13 protein-coding genes are annotated in these 18,903 nt (G+C 70.9%); 6 read left to right on the top strand and 7 right to left on the bottom strand.

Annotated features, from left to right (window positions below; genetic code table 11):
• Positions 1-758, top strand: a 758-nt coding sequence (locus CCN39_RS08660) for a DegT/DnrJ/EryC1/StrS family aminotransferase (RefSeq protein ID WP_208630180.1), incomplete at its 5' end; no start/stop codon positions are given.
• The gene (locus CCN39_RS08655; protein ID WP_086840132.1) at positions 755-1,222 is read left to right on the top strand and encodes an NUDIX hydrolase; all 468 of its coding nucleotides are present in this window, start codon (positions 755-757) and stop codon (positions 1,220-1,222) included. The genes CCN39_RS08660 and CCN39_RS08655, both read left to right, overlap by 4 nt.
• On the opposite strand, the gene CCN39_RS08650 is transcribed toward CCN39_RS08655, so the two are convergent.
• From CCN39_RS08650 to CCN39_RS08625, 7 genes are read right to left on the bottom strand one after another with little or no spacing between them, the layout of a single operon-like run.
• Complete coding sequence (locus tag CCN39_RS08650; RefSeq protein WP_158104492.1) at positions 1,155-2,411, bottom strand: MFS transporter; 1,257 nt, start codon at positions 2,409-2,411, stop codon at positions 1,155-1,157. The two genes, CCN39_RS08655 and CCN39_RS08650, sit on opposite strands and share 68 nt — an antisense overlap.
• The gene (locus CCN39_RS50085; RefSeq protein ID WP_158104491.1) at positions 2,408-3,598 is read right to left on the bottom strand and encodes a class-II aminoacyl-tRNA synthetase family protein; all 1,191 of its coding nucleotides are present in this window, start codon (positions 3,596-3,598) and stop codon (positions 2,408-2,410) included. Before CCN39_RS50085 ends, CCN39_RS08650 begins: the two co-directional genes overlap by 4 nt.
• Complete coding sequence (locus CCN39_RS08645; RefSeq protein ID WP_143263986.1) at positions 3,595-9,936, bottom strand: non-ribosomal peptide synthetase; 6,342 nt, start codon at positions 9,934-9,936, stop codon at positions 3,595-3,597. The genes CCN39_RS50085 and CCN39_RS08645 overlap by 4 nt, the downstream gene beginning before the upstream one ends.
• Positions 9,937-9,952: 16 nt before the next feature.
• On the bottom strand, positions 9,953-10,777 hold the full coding sequence (locus CCN39_RS08640; RefSeq protein WP_086840129.1) for an SDR family oxidoreductase: 825 nt from the start codon (positions 10,775-10,777) through the stop codon (positions 9,953-9,955).
• A 2-nt stretch (positions 10,778-10,779) separates the two neighbouring features.
• Positions 10,780-13,359, bottom strand: coding sequence for a non-ribosomal peptide synthetase (locus tag CCN39_RS08635; RefSeq protein ID WP_086840127.1), 2,580 nt, complete (start codon positions 13,357-13,359; stop codon positions 10,780-10,782).
• Position 13,360: 1 nt separating this feature from the next.
• The gene (locus CCN39_RS08630; protein ID WP_086840125.1) at positions 13,361-14,050 is read right to left on the bottom strand and encodes a thioesterase II family protein; all 690 of its coding nucleotides are present in this window, start codon (positions 14,048-14,050) and stop codon (positions 13,361-13,363) included.
• 19 nt (positions 14,051-14,069) lie between these two features.
• Complete coding sequence (locus CCN39_RS08625) at positions 14,070-15,914, bottom strand: carbamoyltransferase family protein (protein WP_208630179.1); 1,845 nt, start codon at positions 15,912-15,914, stop codon at positions 14,070-14,072.
• 93 nt (positions 15,915-16,007) lie between these two features.
• Between CCN39_RS08625 and CCN39_RS08620 the strand changes: the two genes are divergently transcribed.
• The 4 genes from CCN39_RS08620 to CCN39_RS08605 all read left to right on the top strand — a co-directional run bounded on the left by CCN39_RS08620 (position 16,008) and on the right by CCN39_RS08605 (position 18,888).
• The gene (locus tag CCN39_RS08620; protein ID WP_086840122.1) at positions 16,008-17,030 is read left to right on the top strand and encodes an NAD-dependent epimerase/dehydratase family protein; all 1,023 of its coding nucleotides are present in this window, start codon (positions 16,008-16,010) and stop codon (positions 17,028-17,030) included.
• Positions 17,031-17,044: 14 nt separating this feature from the next.
• Positions 17,045-17,821, top strand: coding sequence for a protein phosphatase 2C domain-containing protein (locus CCN39_RS08615; protein WP_086840120.1), 777 nt, complete (start codon positions 17,045-17,047; stop codon positions 17,819-17,821).
• 64 nt (positions 17,822-17,885) lie between these two features.
• On the top strand, positions 17,886-18,125 hold the full coding sequence (locus CCN39_RS08610; protein ID WP_086840118.1) for an MbtH family protein: 240 nt from the start codon (positions 17,886-17,888) through the stop codon (positions 18,123-18,125).
• Between the two features lie 19 nt (positions 18,126-18,144).
• Positions 18,145-18,888 (top strand): thioesterase II family protein, encoded by a 744-nt coding sequence (locus tag CCN39_RS08605; RefSeq protein WP_244210669.1) that lies wholly within the window; start codon positions 18,145-18,147, stop codon positions 18,886-18,888.
• Positions 18,889-18,903 lie beyond the last annotated feature (15 nt).

Below are 18,903 nucleotides of genomic sequence, written 5' to 3'. Positions count from 1 at the left end.
TACACACCTTCGGCGTGCCCAGCGATGCCGACGACCTGACCAAGGCAGCCGCGGCGCGTGGCGCCGAGCTGATCTTCGACGCTGCACACGGGCTCGGCGGACGCTACCGGGACGGCACGCGGATCGGCTCGAAGGGACTCGCCGAAGTGTTCAGCCTGAGCCCGACGAAAGCGCTGTCCACCGGGGAGGGTGGGCTGATCGCGACGAACGATCCGGACCTGGCCGCGGAACTGCGGCTCGCCCGCAACTACGGCAACCCCGGCGACTACGACAGCCGGATGATCGGGCTCAACGCCAGGATGACCGAGTTCGCGGCCGCGATCGGGTTGCGCAATCTGCCGTTGCTGGACGCGACGCTGAACCGCCGGCGCCGCCTGGCGGGCCGTTACGCCGAAACGCTCGCCACGCTGCCGGTCCGGCTGCAGCGAGTGCCCGACGGCGCCACCCCGGTCCACAAGGACTTCACCGTGCTCATCACGACCGAGGAATTCGGGCTTTCCCGGGATCAGCTGGCCGCCGCCCTCGCCGCAGAGGGCATCAGCACCCGGACGTACTTCGATCCACCGCTGCACCGGCAGCTGGCCTACACCGAATTCCCAGCACGACTGCCGGTGACCGAAATGATCACCCGGAAGTGTCTCACGCTGCCGCTGTACTCGCACATGCCGTTCGACCTCGTCGACCGCGTCTGCGAAGCGATCGCGCTAGCATACGCCCACCGGCACGAGATCGCGGCAACCATGGGAGACGAGCGGTGAACTACATCCAGCAGCTGCGGTCGGTGGTCGGCACCCGGCCTCTCATCCTGCCCGGCACTTCGGTTCTCGTGCTCGACGACGACGGCCGGGTGCTGCTGGTCGAGCGGATCGGCATCGCCGGTTGGGGGCTGCCCGGCGGTTTCATGGAACCGGGCGAAAGCTTCGAGGAGGTCGGCCGCCGGGAAGTGCTCGAGGAAACCGGGCTGGAGCTCGGGGCCCTCACCCTGCTCGGGGTCTTCTCCGGCCCCGAGTACTACTTCCGTTACCCGCACGGCGACGAGGTGTTCAACGTGACGGCCGCGTACACCGCCAAGCCGCTCGGCGGAGAGCTCCGGGTCGACGGCGTCGAGCTGAGCCAGTGCCGGTACTTCGCGGTGGACGAGCTGCCCGCGGACATCATCGGGCCGGAGATGCCGATCGTGGACGCCTACGCCAAGCTTGTCGGCGGCCAGTCCGACCGCTGACCGGCTTCCCGGTCCCGGCCGGTTTCGAGCCGGCACCGCGCCAGAGCGCGGCGGCGCAGCCGACGGTCACCGCGGCCGTGGCAGCCAGCAGCACCCGGTAGTCCACGGCGGCGACCAGGATCGCGCCCAGTGCGATCGAGGCCGTGTTGGGGATCAGGATGACCATGTTGCTCGCGGCGTTGACCCGTCCTTGCATCCACACCGGGGTGTGCGCCTGCATCGCGGTGCTGAAGCCGACGACGAACCACACCATCGCGGCACCGTTGAGCACCGAGGCGACCACCGCCACCGGCATCACCGGAAGCGCGAGCGCGAGGTTGCCGACGCCGAACGAGACCAGCGCGAACGCCACCAGCCTGTCCTCGCCGAGACGTGCGCACAGCCGTCCGGCCACGACGCCGCCCACGATCGCCCCGGCGCCCTGGATGCTGGTGATGACACCGTAGAACGACGGCGGCCGGTGCAGGCCGGCGTCGATCACCGCGAAGATGACCGTCTCGAAGAACCCCAGCACCGCCCATGCGCCCGCGCCCGCCGCCGTCACCCGGGCCAGCAGTGGGACCGCGCGGATGTGCGTGAACCCGGCCAGGAACTCCCGCCGGAACGACTCCCGCTTGTCCGGTGGCGTCTCCGTCACGCGAATGCCGCCGAGGATCACCGCTGCCAAGGCGAACAGGCTCACGACGAAGGCAGCGAGGGCCTTGCCGCCGACCGCGGCATAGAGCCCGGCGCCCGCCAGCGGCGACAGGACGCGGACACCTTGGCTCGCCGCTTGCAGGGCGGCGTTCGCAGCGGCCAGTTTTCCATCGGGCACCAGCTCCTTCAGCAAGGCCGAGCGCGCGGCCCCGACGAACAACGCCGAGGCGCCGTAGCAAAAAGTCACCGCGTAGAGGATCCACAGCTGCCGCACGGAGTCGACGGCGAGCAGGCTCAGCACCACGGCACCGGTCAGCACGTTCGTCACCACCAGCAGCCGGCGGCGGGGCACGCGGTCCACGACGCCGCCGGCGGCGGGGGCGAACAGAACGGGCAACGTCAACGTCAGGAATATCGCGCCGGCCGCGCTGTTGCTTCCGGTGAGATCCTTGGCCCAGATGCCCAACGACAGGTAGAGCGCGGTGTCGCCGAGATTGGACACCGTCTGGCCGATCAGCAGCCGTCGGAATCCGGCCTCGGCGAACACCGTCACGCGCACCTGACTTCGGCCGGGATCGCCGACGGCCAGCCGGCCGGGTCGACACCGTGCTGACAGAGGAACGCGTAGGCGAATCGCTCCAGCCCGAAGGCCACGCACCCGGTCGACAGCTCGGTTCCGTCGGCCGCGCCGATGTCGAACCGCGACGTGAAGAAGCTGTCGTGGTAGTTGAACGACCCGCAGGCGATCGTGCGATCGGCCGCGACGCCGAGGCGCAGCTCGTACTTGGACTCCGAAAGGCTCTGCAGCGTCATCTTCGCCGCGAAGTCGGCGCCGACGAAGAACGGGTCGTTGGCCACCTCGCAACGGCCGCTCAGCTCGTGCCGCTCCAGGAACGCGCGGACGTTTCCCATCATGGCCTGCCGACGCTCGCGGACGTGATCGCGGTCGCCGATGAAGACGATCTCGCGCATCGTGAAGTCCCACAAGCGTTCCAGCCCGTCCTCGTACTTCGACTCGTGGCGGAAGACCTTGGCCGCGGCGGTCACCGCGGTGCCTCCCGCCGGCAGCCGCATCCCTTCGTGCTGGTGGTACACGTGGAAGCACGTCGCCGGCGGCAGGCAGTAGTCGGCCGGACCCGAGTGGTCCAGCACGTAGGAGGCGACGTCACCGCCTGGCACGTGCCGGTCGGTGAACGCACGGTAGTTGTCGATGTCACCGCGAAGCCGAGTGGCGAACATCATCAGCTGCGGGAACGACGCGATGTACCCACAGCGGTCGATCACCTCGGTCGGGATCAGGGTCGGGTAGCGCACCTCGGTTGCGCCGCATTCGGCGGCCATCGCCCGGAACCGGCCGTCGAAGTACTCGAGGAGCGCCAAGGGCGCCCCGCTGATCGCGGTCAACCCGGGTGCCGTTGTGGTGGCCGCTCGTGTCGCACGCAGCCGTCCGGCCGTGTCAGCTGCGTACCTCGCGTGCTCCGGCAACCGCCACACGACTTTGTTCGGCACCTCCCGGCGCCGGAGGATGTCGTCGACGACCAGGCGGCGTACCTTTTCGGCCACCTCCTCGGCCCGGTCGGCATCGGCCAGCGAAATCTCCACGCCGGCGACCCCGCCGCTTCCGCGGATGAGGCGGAACTCCCTGATGTCTTCGCTGACGTAGTAGACGTGCCGCCGCAGGTCGTCCGCGTGGTGCTCGGTCAGGGGCTCGGCGAACGTGACGGCGATCGGTGTGCTCATCGGCTTGCTCCAATGCGGTCGGCCAGGGCACGCACGGTCCGGGCCCGGAAGAAGGTGACGAGAGGAAGCTCCACCGCATAGCGGGCGTTGATCCGGTCCCGCAGCTGTGCCGCCTTGAGCGACTGCCCGCCGATCTCGAAGAAGTCCGCCGTCACATCCGTGACCGGTACGCGCAGCAGGTCGCTCCAGATGCCGGCGATTTCGAGCTCGAGCTCGCCCACCGGCGCCGAACCGCTCTCCGCGCGTCGGGTCCGCCGCTCGACCGCCGCCGTGAGCGCGGCGCGATCCACCAGCCCGCTGGGGGTCGTGGGGATCTCGGAGATCCGGTGCAGGGCGGAGAGTTCGACGCCGGCCGGTACGTCCGCGGTGAGCGCGGCCACGACGTCCGGCATCGTGAGTTCCTGCTCGGCGACGTAGTACGCGATCAGGCCGTCCCGCTCGACGGTCACGACCGCGTCGCGGACTCCGGGCTGTCGGCACAACGCCGCGGCCAGTGCCGTGACGTCGACCGGAACACCGCTGACAGCAGCCCCGTCGAGCACGTCCAGCTGCCCGTCCGGCAGCCAGCGGGCCTGCTTGCCGGTGGTGCGCAGCCGCTCGCCGTCGATCGGACCGGCGACGGACGACTCCCCCGCGACCTCGATCCCGCCGAAGCACAGCTCCCCGGCGACGCCGGGCGGCACGAGCTCGCCGTCCACACCGAGGACATAGGCCGAAACACCGGGAATCGGCCGCCCGGCCGGAACGCGCGCCGACCAGCCGCTTGCGCCGGCACGGAAGACGCACACCCCGCCGAGCAAGTGGGTCTCGTGATACACGGGGACATCGGGTGCGAGCGCGCGCCAGGCCTCGAGGACCCGGGCCGGGAAAGCGTCACCGTGCACGACAATCGTCCCCGCGAGCCCGGCGGCCGCTGCACGGCCCACCGTGGCCGAGACCGCCGCGAGCCTGGCCGGAGTCATGCTGAGCAGTCCGTAGGGCGCCTGCCGGACCAGCCCGGCGACACCGTCGCGGACGACGCGCACGCCGGCGCCCGTCACCAGGCCCAGCAACACCGCCGAGAGCTCAGCGGCGGACGTCGGCAGGCCGAGCATCGGCACGCCACCGGCCAGCCGCTCGCCGTACTCGCGCCGCGCCCACACCAGGTATCCGGTGAGTGCCCGGTGTGCGATCCCCTGGCCGCCGACCACGCACGCCGGGTCCATCGGGTCCACGTCGCACGGTGCGGTCGCCGACGGCCCGGTGCCGGCCGCCGCCGCGCGCACGGACGGGCGTCCGTCCGGGGCAACCGTTACGTGCGCACTCACCCGCTGCTGACCGGTACCCCTTCCGGCCGGAGCGAGGAGGAACGCGGCGCCGGCGCGGCAGGTGGCCAGCATGGCCACCACCAGGTCCGCGCCGGGGGGGAGTTCGACAGCCACGGCCGTGCCCTTCCCGGCGCCGGCCGCACGCAGCCGGGTGGCGAGCCGATCGGCCCGCTCGGACAGTTCCCGGTAGCTGAGCCGGACGTCCCCGTCCGACACCGCGACCGCCTGCGGCGTCGACCTGACCTGCTCCCCGACGAGCTCGTGCAGACACCGGTCCGCCCCGAGTCCGGCCCGGGACCCGTTCCACTCCGACACCAGCCGGTCCAGCTCGGCGGGCCCCAGCGGCGAGAAACCCTTCTGCGGCTCCTCCGGCCTGGCCATCGCCCGCAGCACCGCGATGTAGTAGCGGTGCATGGCTTCGGCGAACTCGTCGGACACCTTGCCGGTGTAGTAGTCGACTCGCCAGAGCATCTGGTTCGATCGCGGGTTGCGCAGGACACCCGCGTTCACGCTGAAGCTGTTCGGCTCCACCCGGTACTCGGCCTGGTGCGCCACCCTGCCGTCACGGATCTCGACACCGGCGTCCAGTACGTCGCTCATCACGTGGAAGTGGTTGTACAGGAACGAGGTGTCGAACAGCCGAGAGCGTGACCCGGTATCCCACTGCATGTGTGCGTAGGGGTAGCGGCGGTGGGGCAGCATCTCCTGCTCGGCGGCGAACGTGCGGCGGATGAGGTCCAGCCAGCTTCCGCCCGGAACCGTCACCAGCACCGGCGGGATGTTCAGGAACAACCCTCGCACTTCGGTGCTGTCGACGTCCTCCGAGCGCCCGTGAGTACTCACCCCGGCCATGACGTCCGCACGGCCGCTGAGCAGGCTCAGCACCTTGAGGTACGCCGCCAGCAGCACCGTCTTCACCGGGACCTCGGCGGTCGCGGCGAGGGTGAGCACGGACTCGCACAGATCCTGCGGGATCAGCGTGTCCGTGGAACGGTGGGCGGCGTCGCGGGTGGAAGTGAACCTCCAGCGGCGCACCCCATCGACGACCTCGCCTTCGGTCGGCGTGTCGTAAGTGATCCCCGGTGCCGGCCCGTCCGGGCCGTTCCCCCAGTTCGGCAGCTCGAACGGCAGGCGACCCGCGAGCTTGGCCGCCCAGAAGTCCCGCTGCTCCGGTGAAGCGATGGCCTCCCGTTCCAGCTCGATGAAGTCGCGGAAGTGCGCGGCCGGTCGCGGGAGCGCGGGCGCGTCCGGATTCCGCAGCAGCGCCACGTACCGGCGCAACGTTTCGGCCTGGGTGGAGAACAGGCTCCAACCGTCGAACACCGCGTGGTGCTCGGTGATCGTCCACTGGAACTCCTCGTCCGAACGCCGGTGCAGCAGGTAGCGCAGCAGCGGCGCTTCGTCCACCTTGAACGGGTTGTGCCGCTCGCGGTCGAGCACACCGAGCAGGTGACGCTCCTGCTCGGCTTCGGACAGGTGCCGCAGGTCCGACACCTCGATCGGCAGCTCGGCAGCGGGGTACACCAGCTGCATGGGCTCGCTGAACCGGCTCAGGTCGAACGCCGTGCGCATGATGCTGTGCCGGGCCACCACATCCCTGGTGGCCTGGCGGAACGCGGCTTCGTCGAAAGGTGCGCGGACACGGAAGACGTTGACGTTGTGGTACGGCAGGTTCGACGGGTCCAGGGTCATGTGGTAGACCATTCCGGCCTGCAGCACCGACATCGGGTAAGCGTCTTCCAACCCGTCCGGCAGCTTTTCCCGGTCTTCCGCCGGCACCAGCGAAAACGGCACCCGCACCCGCACGTCCTCGGCTACCGGCTCGGCGCGCGCCGCGAGCTGCGCGATGGTCGGGGTCGCGAACAAGTCCTGCAGGCTGATCGCCAGGCCGCGTTCCTTGGCGCGGCCGATCGCCTGCAGCGTGCGGATGGAGTCCCCGCCGAGTTCGAAGAAGCTGTCGTGGATGCCGACCCGGTCGACCTCGAGCACTTCGGCCCAGGCCTCGGCCAGCGTCCGCTCGGTGTCGTCGCGTGGCGCCGCGTAACTCTGGCCCAGCTCGGGCCGGACGGCTTGCGGCGCGGGCAGCCGGCGGTAGTCGACCTTGCCGTTGGCGGTGGTCGGCAACTCGTCGAGAATCACGAACACCGCCGGGACCATGTGGTCCGGGAGCGACTCCGCGACCTGCTCGCGGAGCTCGCCGGTGGTCAAGCCTGCGCCGGCCACGTACGCCACCAGGCGCGGCTGCGCACCGTCGTCGGCGCGGGCCATGACCGTCGTGGCCCGCACCCCGGCCACGCCTCGGAGCACTGCTTCGATCTCGCCGGTTTCGATGCGGAACCCGCGGATCTTGACCTGGCGGTCGTTGCGTCCCAGGTACTCCAGCTCCCCGGTGGCACCCCAGCGACCGACGTCACCGCTCCGGTACAGCCGGGCTCCCGGCACGCCGCTCCAGCGGTCCGCGATGAACCGTTCCGCGGTGAGGCCGGGCCGGCCGAGATAGCCCACGGCGACCCCGGCGCCGCCCACGTACAGCTCGCCGGGCACACCGGGAGGCAGCAGATTCCCGTAGCGGTCGAGAACGTAGACCGCCAGATCGGCGATGGGCACGCCGATCGGGTTTTCCGGACGGGCCACGTCGGCGTGCGTGAGCGGCCGGCAGGTCGCGTGCACCGTGGTTTCGGTGATGCCGTACATGTTGACCAGGCGAGGCCGGTCGTCGCCGTGCCGCTCGAACCACCTCCCGACGCTGCCGAGATCCAGCGCCTCGCCGCCGAAGATCACCAGGCGCAGCGCGAGCTCGGCGCCCACGTCCGCGTCGAGGGCCTCCAGCTGCCGGAACGCCGACGGGGTCTGGTTGAGCACGGTCACGCGTTCCCGGCGCAGCAGCTCGTAGAAGTCCTGCGGGGAGCGCGTCACCAGGTGGGACACGATGACGAGCCGGCCCCCGTGGACGAGCGCGCCCCACAGTTCCCACACGGAGAAATCGAAGGTGTGGGAGTGAAACATCGTCCACACGTCGGTCTCGTCGAATCCGAACCGGTCGCGGGTGCTGGCGAGCAACCGGCTCACGTTGGCGTGCGTGACCTCGACCGCTTTCGGCCGGCCGGTCGTGCCCGAGGTGTAGAGCACGTAGGCCGCATCCGCCGCACGCACCCGGACATCGAGGGCGTCCGCGGGGGCCGCGGCGATGTGCTCGGCGTCGGTGTCCAGGTCGACGACCGCCCCATCTCCGGACGGCAGCAGTTTCCGGGACGCCGCGTCGGTGACGATCACCACGGCACCGGCGTCACCGAGCAGGTACGCCAGCCGCTCGCGCGGGTAGCGAGGGTCCAGCGGCAGGTACGCCGCACCGGACTTCAGCACGGCGAGCAACGCCACGACCAGGTCGGCACCGCGGTCGAGGCAGAGGCCGACGATCGAACCCGGACCGGCGCCGCGATCCCGCAGGAACCGGGCCAACCGGTTGGCACGAGCCTCCAGTTCCTGGTAGGAGAGCGTGACCCGCACGTCGGAGACGGCGGTGGCAGCCGGCTTCCGCCGCGCTTGCTCGGCGAAGAGCTCGTGCAGGGGCCGGCAGTCCGGCGCAGCCGAGAAGGCGTCGCCCTTCGAGCGGGCGACGACCGCGGCGAGCTCGGCCTCGGTGAGCATCTCCAGCTCGCTGACCCGGGAGCCGGGCTCACCGGCCGTCTGCAGCAGCCGCAGATAACAGGAGATCAGCTGCTCGACCGCCGCCGCGTCGAACAGGTCGGTGTTGTACTCGACCTCGAACACGGTGCGCTCGCCCGAAAACACCGACCAGGTGAGGTCGAACTTCGCGGTGCCACGTTCCAGACGGACGGGCTCGAGCCGCGCGGCGCCGAGGCGTCCGCCGGCTTCCGGCCGGTCTTGCGCGCCGAACACCACCTGCACGATGGGGCTGTGGGTGAGGGCCCGCTGCGGGCTGAGCTCGGACACCATCCGTTCGAACGGCAGATCCTTGTGCCCGAAGGCTTCCATCACGACGTCGTGTGTGCGGCGCAGCGCGTCGGCCAGCCGCGGACGCCCGGAAAGATCCATGCGGACCGGTACGGTGTTGACCAGCGGGCCGATCACCTCGGCCAGCTCGGCCCGGTCCCGCAGCGACACGGGAGTACCGACCACGAGGTCTTCCTGCCCGGTGTAGCGGGAGAGCAAAACACCGAACACCGTGAGGTACGCGGAGAAGGGCGTGACTCCCACGGTCGCGGCGACCGCACGCATCCTCGCGGCCACTTCCTCGGGCACTTCGAAGGCGACAGTCCGCCCCGTGAACGTCTGGGCGGCCGGGCGCGCCCGGCCGGCCGGTACCTCGAGTACCGGTGGCGCCCCCTCGAGCCGGTCACGCCAGAACTCGACTTCCCCGGCGAAGTCGCCCGCGACCAGCCGGCCGGATTCGGCGCCGGCGAAGTCGAGGTAGCGCGCGGGCGCCTCGGGCAGTTCGGGGGCACGGTCCCGGTAGAGCAGGTCGAGGTCACGTAGCAGCACTCCGAGTGCCACACCGTCGACGACCATGTGGTGCGCGGTGAACGCCAGCAGATGTCGTTCGACGCCCACGCGCACGAGCAGCAGCCGGGCCGGCGGGCCCCCGCGCAGGTCGAAGGGGCGGCAGGTGTCCTGGGTGGCCACTGCCAGCGCTTCGGCGTCCGGGTCGTCCTCCGCGGACACGTCGCGGTAGTTCCACTCGGCCGGCGCCTCGGCTTCGACGACCTGCTCGGGCCCCGAGCCGTCGTGCCCCGGCAGGAACCGCGTGCGCAGCGCGCCGTGCCTGGCGACCAGCGCGGTGTACGCCCGGCGAAGCGCCTCGGCGTCCAGCGGCCCGTCGACCCAGCAGGCCGCCGGCGTGTGGTAGGTCGCGGTGCCCGGGCTCCACTGCTCGAAGAACCACATCTGGCGCTGCCCGGACGACATCGGGCCCCGGTCCGCGGCGAGGCTCGGCAGGTCATCGGCCTGCCTCCGGGCCAGCAACCTGGTCAGCTCGGCTTCGGCGTCGAGGGAAAAGTCGTCGATGCTCACGTTCACGTTCCTTCCGTCAGCGTGCGGTGAACCCGCCGTCCACGGTGATCACCGCGCCGGTCACGTCGGTCGATTCGTCGGTGCCGAGCCAGACACACGTCTGCGCCACGTCGTGCGCGTCGACCAGCCGGTTGGTGGGCTGGTCGGTCACGAAGACGCTCTCGTGTTCGGCGGGCGGGAGGCCGAGGCTCCGCGCGATCTCGCCGAGCATCCGGCCGTCGAGATCCGGGTCGTCGCGAACCGATCCCGGGCACACCGCGTTGACCCGCACGCCCAGCGGGGCCAGATCCAGTGCGGCGGCCTTGGTGAGGCCGACGAGCGCGTGCTTGGCGGCCACGTAGGCCGAGAAGTAGCGGTAGCCGACCAGTCCAGCGGTCGACGCGATCGAGACGATGCTCCCCCGGCCGGCGCCGACCATCGCCGGCGCGACGGCCCGCAGCATCCGCCACGATCCGTCGAGGTCGACGTCGAGAACGAGACGCCAGCCGGCCTCGGTCACCTCGTGCACCGGAACTCCCGCCGGCGTGGCCAGTCCGGCGTTGTTCACCAGCACGTCGATACGGCCGAAGCGATCCAGTGTCTCGCCCACCGCCGCGGTCACGGCCACGGCATCCCGGACATCGACGTGCTGGGTGAGCACCGTCACCGCGTGGTCACGGCACAGTTTCGCGGTCGCACCCAGCTGATCTGCGGTGCCCAGCGGGTACGGGCAGCCGTCGATGTCACCGGCCACGTCGAGCAGCACGAGGTCGGCACCCTGCTCGGCGAAGGCCACGGCGATGGCGCGGCCGATACCGCGGGCTGCCCCCGTGACGACGGCGACCTTGTCGCGCAGCCGCATGATCAGTCCTTCCCGGTCATGATCGTCGCAAGGGCGCGGGCCGTGCGAAGGCGGTAGACGTCCTTGACGCTGAGCTCCCCGAAACCGGCTGCCCTGGCCTCGATCGCGGTCCGGAACGCCAGCAGCGAGGTGCCGCCGAGGAGGAACAAGTTGTCTTCCCGCGCGACCGGCTTCCCCAGTAGCCGCCGCCACAGCGCCATCAGCCATTCCTCGGCGCTGCGCCCATCGCCGCCGCTGGGGTCTGCGTCCGGCACCGCATCGCCGGGGTCCGGCAGCCGGCCGGCGTCCAGCTTGCCGTTCGGCGTCGTCGGCAACGCGGCGATCCGCGTGATCGAGCGGGGCAGGCAGTGCTCCGGGAGCTCGGCGGCGAGCCGGTCGCGCAGGGCGGCCGGATTCGCGCGGTTTCCGACGACGTAAGCGGCGAGGTAGGCGTCCTCCCGCTCCCGGACGACCACCGCGGCCGCGACGACGGACGGATCCCGCAGCAGCGCTGCTCGCACCTCGCCCAGCTCGATGCGGTGCCCCCGGATCTTGACCTGGCTGTCGAGCCGACCGAGGTGCTCCAGCTCGCCGGAGGGCAACAGCCGGCCCCGGTCTCCGCTGCGGTACCGCCGGGTGCCGCCGGGGCTCGCCGTGAATCGCCGTGCGGTCAGCGAAGCACGGCCGAGGTACCCCCGCGTCACGCCGGCACCCTCGACATGGATCTCTCCGGGCACGCCGACCGGCAGCCGTCGGCCGTGCCGGTCCCGGACGCTCACCGTCCACCCGGGCAGGGCGGCGCCGATCGACCGGGACCCCGTCTCGACAGCCTGCGCGTCGACGACCTTCCAGGTGCAGTGCACGGTCGTCTCGGTGATCCCGTACATGTTCACCACGCGCTGCAGCGGGTAGCGGCCGATCCAGTCCCGGAGCACCTTCGGGTCGAGCGGCTCGCCGCCGAAGATCAGCAGCCGGACCGGGAGCGGCTCGGATCCGGAGTCCACCACAGCCAGCTGGGCGAACGCCGACGGCGTCTGGTTGAGGACCGTGACGTGTTCGCGGCGCAGCAGCCGGTGGAATGCGTGCGGGTCGCGGGCGGTGTCGCGGGGCACCACGACCAGCCGGCCACCGGTGGTGAGGCAGGCCCAGATCTCCCACACGGAGAAGTCGAAGGCATAGGAGTGGAACAAGGTCCACACGTCTCGCGGGCCGAAGCCGTACTCTCCGGTGGCGGCCAGCAGGCTCAGCACGTTCCGGTGGGTGACGAGGACGCCCTTGGGCGTTCCGGTCGAACCGGAGGTGTAGATGACGTAGGCGTCGTCGTCCGCGGCGGGCATCGGCAACCGCACCGGCTCGGCAGACGACACCCTCTCGGCCGAGAGGACCGACGCGTCGGTGTCGATCGGCAGAGCGTCCTGCGCGATGACGGCGGCGAGCCCGGCGTCGCTCGCCGTGAACGACAGCCGCTGGCGCGGGTAGGCAGGATCGAGCGGCACGTAGGCCGCGCCGGCTCGCAGCACGCCCAGCAGCACCGCGATCAGGCGGGCCGACGGCGCCATCGCCACACCGACGCGGTCACCTCGGTGAACGCCGGCCGAGGCGAGCCCGGCGGCGATCTCTTCCGCCTGCCGGACGAGCCGGCGGTAGGTCAGCTGGGCGTCAGCGGCACAGACGGCGATCGATTCGGGGGCCTCGGCGGCCCGCGCGGTGACCGCCGAGACGATCGTGGCGGCCGGGTCGACGGCGATGTCCGACCGGCCGGGGGCCGTGGGGACCAGCTCGATCGCGCCGACCGCGTCCCGCTCGTCGACGCCGAGCACCGCCGCGATCGAAACGAGCAAGGCCTCGGCCGCTGCCGGGTGGACCAGATCCGTCCGGTAGTGGCAGTCCAGCCCGGTACCGGTGAGCCGGAGCTCGACAGCGCCGGGCTGACCGGACCGCCACTCGTCCACGGTGGGCACGTCGGCCGGGTCCACGGTCACAGCCGGGATGTCGGCACCCTCCGGCAGCGCCGCGCCCGGCAGCCGGACCGAGCCCCGTAGCTCGGCTCGGCTCGCCCGCTCGCTGACTTCAACGGCCAGCACGCCGCAACCCCCGGTCCACGCGACACCGATCGGCACGACCGCGGCGCCGGTGTACCGGCCGAGGACCACCGCGGCCGCCACGCAGATGTCCTCGACGTCCAGGCCGGCCCGGATCGTGGCCGTTCGCACCGCCACTCCGGCCGGGCCGGGTGCGCCGATCCGCGCCCAGTCCAGGGGAAGCTCGTCCACCGGGTGGCCGGCCTCGGCCGGCGGGGGGAAGGCGGGCAGCGGACGCGAAGTGAGCCGGGCCCCGAGACGACGCACGCCACGCAGGTCCATCGCGGAGGCGTGGGCCGAGACGATCAGGTGCTGCACACCGTCGGCGTAACGCAGCAGGACGAGCCGGATTCCCGGTCCTCGCCGGTGATCCAGCGGCCGCCGCATGATCCGCCGCCGCACCTCGGCGGCCCGTTCGTCGGTGCTCGCGAGCACGGTGTCTTCCGGGTACAGGCGGATGCCGGGTTCAGCCGGTGTCCCAGTGCACACGAAGGCGGCCGCGGACAGGGCGCTCGAGTTCATCTCAGGTCCCCAGGGTCGTCCGGATGGCCCGCAGCAGCGGGAGCGCGTCGTCGACCAGGTACATGTGCCCGCCGGGCACCTCGACGACCGAACAGCCGGCGGCGGTCACCTTCTCCCAGCGTTCGCAGTCTTCGGCACCGACGATGTGGTCGTCCGTCCCGCGGATCGCGGTGATGGGCACCGGCAACGGAGACCCTCCGGTGTCGCGGTAGGACTCGTGCATCCGCACGTCCTCGCGAAGCACGGGCAGCACGATGTCACGCAGGTCCGGGATGTCCAGGGCGGGATGCCGGTAGCCGGCGAGGTGCTCGACCCTGGCCACGAACTCGTCGTCGGTCAGCGGCGCGGGGTCACGGCCGAGCGGCGTCGTCGGGTCCAGCGACCCGCTGGCGAACAGGTGCACCGGCCGGTAGCCGTGACCGAGCAGCCACCGTGCCACCTCGTAGGCCACCAGCGCCCCGAAGCTGTGCCCGAACAACGCGATCCGATCGTCCGGGGCGCTCCTTCCGGTCACCTGTTCCGCGGCGAACGCCACCGTGTCCGGCAGGCTGAGCGGCCATGGCTGGTCGAAGCACTCCTCCCGGCCCGGGAGCTGGACGCCGTGCACGGTGCAGCCCGGCTGGACCGGCCATGAACGGTAGAGGGATGCCCCTCCGCCGGCGTAGGGAAATCCGAACAGCTTCGTGTGCATCTCCGGTTTGCTCCTCACCTCAGCGGTCGGAGTGGTGGCGAACCAGGAAGTCCTGCAGGACCAGCCGGTCCAGCCGCGACCGCCGGAAGGTGGCGGTCGCGGTCCACGGGTCGCGGATGATGGGCTGGCCGCGCAGGTTGAGCGACGTGTTGAGGAGCACCGGCAGGCCGGTCAGCTCGCCGACCCGGCCCAGCAGCTGCCACAGGCGCGGGTTGTCGGCACGCGACAGCACCTGCACGCGGGCGGTGCCGTCGACGTGCGTGACAGCAGCGAGCGCGTCGCGGAACTCCGGCCGGGTACGGGTGATCACGAGCATGTGCCGGTACGACTCCGTCGTGCCCGGCCGGATGTCGAAGAACCGGCCCGCATCCTCTTCACGAACCACCGGCGCGAACGGCCGGAAGTCCTCACGCTGTTTCACCACGGCGTTGAGCCGGTCGCGCACCCCGGCATCACGTGGATCGGCCAGGATGCTGCGATTGCCCAGCGCGCGCGGGCCGAACTCCATCCGCCCGCTGAACCATCCGACGAACTTCCCGTCGGTCAGCAGGTTCGCCACGTCGTCGAGCAGCTTGTCCTCGTCGTCGTACGCCTGACCGGCGATCCCGTCGGTGCCCGCGATCGCGGCGGCGCATTCGGCCTCGGAGTACGCGGGCCCCCAGTACGGCATCGTCATCCGGGGAAAGCGGCGCCGATCGTGGACCATCAGCGCGGCGCCGAGCGCGGACCCGTCGTCACCGGCGGCCGGCTGGATGAACACGCGCTCGAAGATGCCACTGCGTTCGAGCATCCCGTTGAACGTGCAGTTGAGCGCGACACCGCCGGCGAAACACAGGTTGCGCTCGCCCGTCTCGGCGGCGAAGCACCGCATGCTGTGCAGGAGCGCGACCTCGACGATCTTCTGCACGGTGGCCGCGACGTCCATGTGGTCCTGGGTGATCGGGGCGCCCGGCTCCCTGGCGGGACCGAACAACCCGGCAAGCGCGCGGCGGGTCCCCCGCAACGTCTCGAATTCCTGCCAGCCACGGTTCCGCGCCAGGACAGGTACCGCGTACGTGCCGTCCGGGCGCAGGCGCACCAGCTGGTTCGCCGCCTCCGGGAACCGATCCGGATCGCCGTACGGAGCGAGACCCATCACCTTGTACTCGTCCGAGTTGAACTCGAAACCCAGATGCAGTGTCACCGCGCCGTAGAGCGTGCCGAGCGAGTGCAGCGCCGGAATCAGCCGAAGCGGCCGGATGCCGGCACGGTCGGCCACCGCGACGGTCATGCTCTCGGTCTCCCCCATGCCATCGGCGACCACCACCAGCGCCCGTTCGAACCCGCTGAGGGCGTAAGCGCTCGCACCGTGCGCCAGGTGATGCCGCACCGGGCGGAACAGACGGTCCCAGTCGGCGTCCGGGAATGCCTGCGCCAAACGGCTTTTCATCGACTCGGGAGCGTAGACATCTTCGTAACGCCGACGGAAGTACTCGTTGAGCGAGTCCGTCGGTGCCGGCTCGTAGTGGAACCCGTGCGCTACGGCGTCCAGATCGGCGAGACGCAGGCCGGCTTCGCGAAGGCAGAACTCGATCGCGTTGACCGGCAGCGCGCCGGTGGTCTTCACGCCGGTGAACCGCTCCTCCGCGGCAGCGGCGACGACGCCGTCGTCGGTCACCAACGCGGCGGCCGCGTCCAATCCCTGCACGATCCGGTATTCGCGTTCGTCCAGGTGCGGCAGTTGCCTGCGCTTGAAGGACATTCCGTCCGGCAAGCCGCTGATACCCAATACCCGCATGATGATCCGGCCTCCGTGTGTTGCCGACTGGCCGCTGACGTCCTTGACCTGCTCGACGATAGGGCGCAAGCGGGCCGCCGTCCCCACACCCGAGTAGCAACCCCTCCCCGCCCTAGGTCAGGGACGGCGTGTGCCGTGTGGCCGGGGACGGCATCGTGGGCCCGTCTCTACGCTTGCCGTATGAAGCGTCAAGCCGTCTTGGTGACCGGAGGAGCCGGATATCTGGGCTCCGTGCTGTCCCTCCGGCTCGCTGCGGCGGGTCACCCAGTGGTCGTGGTCGACAACCACTTGACCTCCACCCCGCGTGCGTCCACCACGGACGTGCGGCACATCGAGGGTGACGTCCGGTTCGTGGCCGATTGGGGAGCTGCGCTGCGCGGAGTGGACACGGTCGTGCACCTCGCGGCGATCGTGGGTGATCCGGCCTGCGATCTCGACCACGACCTGACGTGGGAGACGAACTACCTCGCGACCGTCCACCTGGTGGAGGCCTGCCGCGCGGCGGGCGTACGCCGGTTCGTGCTCGCGTCCACGTGCAGCAACTACGGTCTGTCTCCGGACGACCGCGCGCGCATCCACTCTCCGATGCAGCCGCGATCGCTCTACGCGCAGACCAAGATCTTCGCCGAGCACCACGTGCTTTCGGCCCGCTGCGCAGCCTTCAGCACATCGATCCTGCGGTTCGCGACCCTTTACGGGATCTCGCCCCGGATGCGGTTCGACCTCGCTGTCAACACCATGACCGCGATGGCCGTTCAGCAGCACAAGGTCGTCGTGCACGGAGGCTCGCAGTGGCGGCCGCTCCTGCACGTCGAGGACGCCGCGCAGGCGCTGCTGCTGGCGGTCGGCGCACCTGCGGCCGGTGGGACAGGCGACACCTACAACGGTATCTACAACTGCGGCTCGGACGGTGAGAACTACCAGCTGCGCCAGGTCGGCCAGATCATCGTCGACGCCGTACCGAGCGCCCGGCTGGTCGTCGAGCACACCAGCCTCGATCCACGGGATTACCAGGTGGACTTCACCTCCGCGCGGCTAGGTCTCGGCCTGCGCCCGCGCAGAACGGTCCACGACGGGGTCGGCGAACTCGCCGTCGCGGTGGCGAACGGCCGGTTCGGACTCGCGACGGATCCCCGCTACAGCAACGTCGAGACGGTCGCGGCCGCCGTACGCGACCGCCCGCTCGCGGCGGTCGGCGCCTGAGGAGGCGGATACCCATGCAGGTCGCCTACGCCACCTGGGCCGGACCAGGCCGGGCCAACGAAGACCTCGTCGTGGCGACGAACGACTCGGTGGTCCTGCTCGACGGCGCGACCACGATGGTGCCGGACACCGGATGCGTCCACGATGTCGTCTGGTTCGTCGGGCGGCTCGGCACGGCGCTGACCACCCGGCTGACCACCGACCCGGGGACCGCGCCGGCCCCCGCTCTCGCCGACGCGATCGCCGCGGTGCGGCGATCGCACGAGGACACCTGCGATCTGGCTCACATCGACTCGCCGACCGCGGCAGCGGCGGTCCTGCTCGACCGCGGGGAGCGGATCGACTACCTCGTCCTGTGCGACACGACGGTCGCGTTCCGCCTGCGGGACGGCAGGATCCTCGTCGTCACCGACGAACGAATCCGGCAATTGCCGGACGACTACCAGACGACCAAAAGACTGCTGCGCAACAGGTCCGGTGGGTTCTGGGTGGCCGGCGCCGACCCGGCCGCCGCCGGCCACGCACTCCAGGGCGGTTTTGCCGCATCCGATGTGGACAGTGTGCTGGTCCTCACCGACGGCGTCACCCGGCTGGTCGAGCGATACGAGACGACCTGGCCGGAGCTGTTCCGGCTCGCCGAGTCCGGCGGCCCGGAAACCGTGCTGGCCCGGCTGCGGCGCGCGGAGTCGGCCGAACCCGGCCGGTTCCCCGGGAAGCTCCACGACGACGCGACGATCGTGTTCTGCGCGGTCACCACCCAGGAAGGGGAGTACGTCGACGAGCTTCGCTAGCCACCCTCCCATCGCCCTGGGCATCCAGGGCATCCCCCCACACCATCAACCTTAGGGAAGCACCATGAGCGAAACCGACGGCCATCAGGGCGACTGGCTGGTTCTGGTCAACGAGGAGGAACAGCATTCGCTGTGGCCCGGCTTCGTGGCCGTGCCGAGCGGATGGCGGATCGCGCACGGACCGGACGCCCGGGATTCCTGCTTGACCTACGTGGAGCGGGCATGGCCGGACATCAGGCCACGCTCGGTCCGCACGGCGCTCACGAACGCTGCGACGGCCGCAGATGCGACCGACCGGGCATGACCCCGCGGTCGTCCGGCCCGTGCGGCGCCGGAACGCCCGGCGCACGCTGGTCTGTCTCGGCTTCGCCGGCGGCGGAACCGGGGCCTATCGCGCGTGGGCCGATGTGCTCGACGACGAGACCGACCTGGCCCTGATCTGCTACCCGGGCCGGGAGGGCCGGTTCTCCGAGCCCGCGGCCGGTAGCTGGCAGGAGTTGGTGCGAGACACCGCGGACGCCGTGCGCCGGACGGCATCGACCCCGTTCGTCCTCTTCGGGCACAGCATGGGCGGCTGGGTCGCGTTCGACGTCACGCTTCAGCTGCAGCGCCAGGGCGGCGCCGTCCCCGAGGCGCTCGTGGTGTCCTCGTGCAACTCGCCCGTCCGCGGGCTGACCGAGCGGGATCGCTTTCCGCGGGTCAGCGACGACGACGAGAGCCTGGTGCACTGGATGCGCACCTCCGGCTCGTTGCCCGACCACGTCCTGGGCGATGCCGACATGCTGGCGATGGCCCTTCGGCTCATGCGCGCCGACCTTCGCGTCCGGGACACCTACCGGCCCGACCGGCGGGCCGCCGTGCAGGTACCGCTACAGGTTTGTCACGGGGTGGACGACGACGTGATCGAACAGTCGGTCGCCGAGCAGTGGCAGGCCGCGGCCGCCGGGCCGTTCTCGATCACCCGCCTCCCCGGCGGCCACTTCTACCAACCGCGGATCTGGCGGGACCTGCCGAAGCATTTCGCAAGCCTTGCGGCGGCGCCCGAGTTCGCCGGGAAGGAGAGCTGAACGACCATGCGAGCG

Source organism: Amycolatopsis kentuckyensis (genome assembly GCF_002155975.1).
GTDB classification, from domain to species: Bacteria; Actinomycetota; Actinomycetes; order Mycobacteriales; family Pseudonocardiaceae; genus Amycolatopsis; species Amycolatopsis kentuckyensis.
This window is presented reverse-complemented; position numbering and strand designations above follow the sequence as displayed.

Coding starts and splice junctions, on each gene's coding strand:
- CCN39_RS08615 (WP_086840120.1), top strand. CDS start 17,045: ATGCAGGTCGCCTACGCCACCTGGGCCGGACCAGGCCGGGCCAACGAA.
- CCN39_RS08620 (WP_086840122.1), top strand. CDS start 16,008: ATGAAGCGTCAAGCCGTCTTGGTGACCGGAGGAGCCGGATATCTGGGC.
- CCN39_RS08630 (WP_086840125.1), bottom strand. CDS start 14,050: ATGCACACGAAGCTGTTCGGATTTCCCTACGCCGGCGGAGGGGCATCC.
- CCN39_RS50085 (WP_158104491.1), bottom strand. CDS start 3,598: ATGAGCACACCGATCGCCGTCACGTTCGCCGAGCCCCTGACCGAGCAC.
- CCN39_RS08635 (WP_086840127.1), bottom strand. CDS start 13,359: ATGAACTCGAGCGCCCTGTCCGCGGCCGCCTTCGTGTGCACTGGGACA.
- CCN39_RS08610 (WP_086840118.1), top strand. CDS start 17,886: ATGAGCGAAACCGACGGCCATCAGGGCGACTGGCTGGTTCTGGTCAAC.
- CCN39_RS08640 (WP_086840129.1), bottom strand. CDS start 10,777: ATGCGGCTGCGCGACAAGGTCGCCGTCGTCACGGGGGCAGCCCGCGGT.